The 3,522-nt window shown below is 72.5% G+C and carries 5 protein-coding genes and 1 pseudogene; 1 reads left to right on the top strand and 5 read right to left on the bottom strand.

Features of this window, described 5'->3' with window-relative positions:
* Window positions 1–142: 142 nt before the first annotated feature.
* Window positions 143–700: a diadenylate cyclase gene (locus GJ633_RS15065; RefSeq protein ID WP_156589457.1), complete on the top strand. Its 558-nt coding sequence runs from the start codon at window positions 143–145 to the stop codon at window positions 698–700.
* 40 nt (window positions 701–740) lie between these two features.
* On the opposite strand, the gene GJ633_RS15060 is transcribed toward GJ633_RS15065, so the two are convergent.
* From GJ633_RS15060 to GJ633_RS15040, 5 genes and pseudogenes are all read right to left on the bottom strand, one after another.
* Window positions 741–1,139, bottom strand: a complete 399-nt coding sequence (locus GJ633_RS15060) for a hypothetical protein (protein ID WP_156589456.1) — start codon at window positions 1,137–1,139, stop codon at window positions 741–743.
* A gap of 45 nt (window positions 1,140–1,184) precedes the next feature.
* Window positions 1,185–2,360 (bottom strand): hypothetical protein, encoded by a 1,176-nt coding sequence (locus GJ633_RS15055; RefSeq protein WP_156589455.1) that lies wholly within the window; start codon window positions 2,358–2,360, stop codon window positions 1,185–1,187.
* Window positions 2,361–2,741 carry a phosphoribosyl-AMP cyclohydrolase gene (hisI, locus tag GJ633_RS15050; RefSeq protein WP_156589454.1) on the bottom strand — a complete coding sequence of 127 codons (381 nt, stop codon included), beginning with the start codon at window positions 2,739–2,741 and terminating at the stop codon, window positions 2,361–2,363.
* A gap of 58 nt (window positions 2,742–2,799) precedes the next feature.
* Window positions 2,800–3,300, bottom strand: coding sequence for a GNAT family N-acetyltransferase (locus GJ633_RS15045; RefSeq protein ID WP_156589453.1), 501 nt, complete (start codon window positions 3,298–3,300; stop codon window positions 2,800–2,802).
* A pseudogene (locus GJ633_RS15040) lies at window positions 3,297–3,522 on the bottom strand (DUF92 domain-containing protein); the annotation flags it as partial. The pseudogene GJ633_RS15040 and the gene GJ633_RS15045, both read right to left, overlap by 4 nt.

Genomic DNA, 3,522 nt, shown 5'->3' with positions numbered 1-3,522 from the left:
CCGCGGCGGTGAGCGTCGCCGAGATCTCGCGCCGCCGCGGGACCGACCCGGTGTCACTTATATGCGCCCGTCGTGTTCGTGCACGTATGCACCTTCGCGTCACCGTGTTCCCCACCGACCGCCCTCGAACGGAGGCGGATCCATGACCGGTCTCGCGATCGAGTACGGGACCCACGAGCGCGTCCGGGAGATCGTCGACCGGCTGACCTACTGCGCCGAGCACGTCAGCGTCTCCTTCGACGGGTGGGACGAGCCGCACGTGAAGGGGCCGGGGCTGTACTTCGCGGTCGTCGCCGACCGCAGGTACGGCGCGTACGCCGACGCCATGGGCGACAACCGGTGGCCCCGCGAGGACTGCGCGTCGGTCTTCGAGGAGGACGCGTTCGTCTCGGCCGCGGAGTCGGTGAGCCTCGAACAGGACGGCGGCGTCGTCGTCGCCGCCGACGGCGAGGTCGAAGCGCAGATGGTCCGCTTCCGGGACCTGGGCACCCGGAGCGGAGAGTCGGACCTCGTCGACGACGTGAGCTACGAGCCGTGGATGGGCTCGCGACACATGAGCGCGATCGAGACCTCCGTCCGACCGGAGGTCGTGGCGACGGTGACGCTGAGCGAGGAGACTGGACGAGTGAGCGTCTTCCGCGACGGCGACGCGGAGTCGACGGAGCGAGACGCGCTCGGCGGCCCGTGGCGCGCGGAGTGAGGCACCGAAGGCGGGTCGGAAATCGCCGTGAAGCGCGGTCTCAGACTGCCGTCACCCACGCCCGATAATCCTCGTCGAGCCCGTACACCTCGCGGAACGCCCGTTCGAGGAACCCCGCCACGCGGTTCGCGTCGGACCGAGCCGTGACGACCGCGTTCGTCCCCTCCGCCTCCTCCGGGCTGACCAGCTCGTCGATCCGGAACTCCGGGAACTCGTCGAGCAGCCCCTTCAAGCGCTCCAGCTCCGCGTCGGTGCAGTCCAGGATCAGCTCCGTGCCCGCGAGCTGGATCCACGGCGGGACCTCGCCGCCGTCGGTCACGTCGCTGTCGGGGTCGACGTCGACGGTCATCACGTCGCTGGAGCGGGTCCGGTGAGCCGTCGCCGCGTCCGCGAACAGCTTCAGCCGCTCGGCCTCCGTCGCGGCGTCGAATCGGGTCATACCCGAGGGTCGTTCCGCCGGCGATAAAACTCCGTCACTCCGTCGTCACTCCCGCTCGGTCTCCGCGAGCACGTCCTCCAGCAGCGAACGCGCCCGCTCCGCCTCGCGGAGGCGGTCGTCGATCGCCCCGCTCGCGACCAGTTCGAACTCCGCCTCGGCGAGCGTCTCGCGCGCCTCGGCCGCACGGCGGAGCCGTTCGTAGTCGTCGTCGCGGGCGAGGTCGCGGACCGACCGCAGCGTCGCCACCGTCTCGTCGTCGGCGATCCGCGAGGCGAGCGGGATCAGCTCGTCGACCTCGTAGACCAGTTCGTCGCCCGGCTTCGGCGGCCAGTCGAGCGTCAGCGGCTCGGCGTCGAGCCGGTCGATGTACGTGCGGTGGACCGCGACCGCGGTCCGGAGGGCGCCCGGGTCGTCGACGTAGTGTTCCAGCTTGGAGTTCGAGTAGTCCGCGTACTCCAAGAGGGTCGGGAGCGGCTCCTCGCCGGCGGCGTACTCGTCGACGTACGACGCCAGGTCCGCCGGCGGCACGTCGACGTCGACGAACGGCGTCCCGTCGGCGCGATCGAGGAACGCGAAGACCTCGCGGGCCGACGCCGACCGGTAGAACTCCCGGAACGACTCGCGGATCCCCTCGTTGTACGCCTCGATCGGCTCGCGGAGGCGGTCGACGTCGGCGTCGAGGTCGACGTCGGCCATCGCGGCCGCCTCGCGAAGCTCGTCGATGCGGTCGTCGAGGGCCTTACGCGCCTCTTTCGCCGCCTTTCGGGCGCGCCGGTACGCGTCTTCGGCCTCGTCGCGATCCTCGAGGAGGGTGACGTACTCGCTGACGGGTTCGAGCGCCTCGCGGGCGGCCGCGAAGTCGCGCTCGGAGAGCCGCCGCTTGTCGACCGCCTCGTCGGCGGCCGCGAACGCGTCGGCGGCGAGCGCGTCGTCGTCGACGTCGACGGCATCGTCGAACGCCCCGCGGAACTGGACGTACGAGCCGAAGTCGCCGGTGCCGACCGCGTCCTCCTCGTACTGGTCGAGCACGCGGTGCGCCCGGCGGGAGGCGTCGGCGGCGGCCTCGATCCGGTCTCGCCCGAGGTCGTCGATCCGCGCCTCGATCCGGCGCAGCTCGTCGTAGCGCTCGCGGAGTCGGGCGGTCGCCTCGCCGGCCTCGGCGACGGGATCGGATTCGGGAGGGTCGCCGTCAGTCTCGGTCGCGTGCTCTCCCTCGGCCATTCAGTACACCTCGTCGGGGTCGAAGACGCGCTCGCCGACGTGCTCGCCGTCGACGGTCCGGTAGAAACACGACCGGTGGCCGGTGTGGCACGCGCCCACGTTCTGGTCGACGAGGTACAGGAGCGTGTCGGCGTCGCAGTCGACGCGGACCTCGCGGACCGCCTGGGTGTGTCCCGAAGAGCCGCCCTTGTGCCACAGCTCGTCGCGCGAGCGCGAGTAGTAGTGTGCCTCTCCCGTCTCGCGGGTCTTCGCGAGCGCCTCGGGCGAGACGTACGCGAGCATCAGCACCTCCCCGGAGTCGGCGTCCTGGGCGATCGCGGGGACGAGCCCGTCCTCGCCGAAGTCGACCGCGACCGCTTCGGCCGCGTCGGTGTCGCTCATGCCTGGTCCGAGGCGGGGAACTCGAATAGGCCTTTTGTGTCTGTGCCCGGCCGGCCGCTCACTCGTGGTCCGGCGGCGCCCGCCGAAACACCAACGCGTCGGCGTCGGCGTAGGCGTCGGGACGGCGGTCGACGACCTCGAACCCGACCCCCTCGTACAGCGCGATCGCGGCGTCGTTCTCGGGGTGCGCCTGCAGCGTCACCGGGCCGTCGGCACCGGCGACGACGGCCGCGAGCAGCCCGCTGGCGCGGCCCTCCCGACGGTGGTCCGGGGCGACGACGAGCTCGGCCACGTGGAGGCCGGGCCTGTTCGGGGCGTCGACCGGGAGGAGGTACCCGACGACGCGGCCGTCGGCGACGCTCACGAGCGCGGTCCCGACGACGAGCCCGTACTCCAGGAGGTCCGGGCTCGGCCGCCGGAGGTGCGACTGGAGCTCGCGGATCCGGTCGGCGTCGGGCGGCCGAGCGGGGCGGACGCGAGGGTCGGGATCGGGCGCCGCGTCGCCGGTTCCGTCCCGGTCGTCGTCCCCGCCGGTTCCGTCCCGGTCGTCGGGCGTCAAAACAGCGCCACCTCCAGCGCGACGGCGGTCGCGGCTCCCGTGGCGGTCGCGAGGAAGTTCACGGCCTGGTTGCCGATCAGGTCGCCCTCGAACAGCGCGCCGAGGAGGCTGTCCGCGGTCATGCCGACGACGCCGGCGACGACGACGCTGCCGCCGCCGACGGCCGCGTCGCCGATCGGCATCCCCGCGGCGGCGAGCCCGCCGACGAGGAGCGCGCCGGCG

This window comes from Halorubrum sp. CBA1125 (assembly GCF_009742825.1).
GTDB lineage: Archaea > Halobacteriota > Halobacteria > Halobacteriales > Haloferacaceae > Halorubrum.
The sequence above is the reverse complement of the archived record's forward strand: the minus strand, read 5'-3'. Positions and strand labels throughout refer to the sequence as shown.

What these genes read in the sequence shown, in the direction of transcription:
- GJ633_RS15065 (WP_156589457.1), top strand. Translation starts at nt 143, where the DNA reads ATGACCGGTCTCGCGATCGAGTACGGGACCCACGAGCGCGTCCGGGAG.
- GJ633_RS15060 (WP_156589456.1), bottom strand. Translation starts at nt 1,139, where the DNA reads ATGACCCGATTCGACGCCGCGACGGAGGCCGAGCGGCTGAAGCTGTTC.
- GJ633_RS15055 (WP_156589455.1), bottom strand. Translation starts at nt 2,360, where the DNA reads ATGGCCGAGGGAGAGCACGCGACCGAGACTGACGGCGACCCTCCCGAA.
- hisI (WP_156589454.1), bottom strand. Translation starts at nt 2,741, where the DNA reads ATGAGCGACACCGACGCGGCCGAAGCGGTCGCGGTCGACTTCGGCGAG.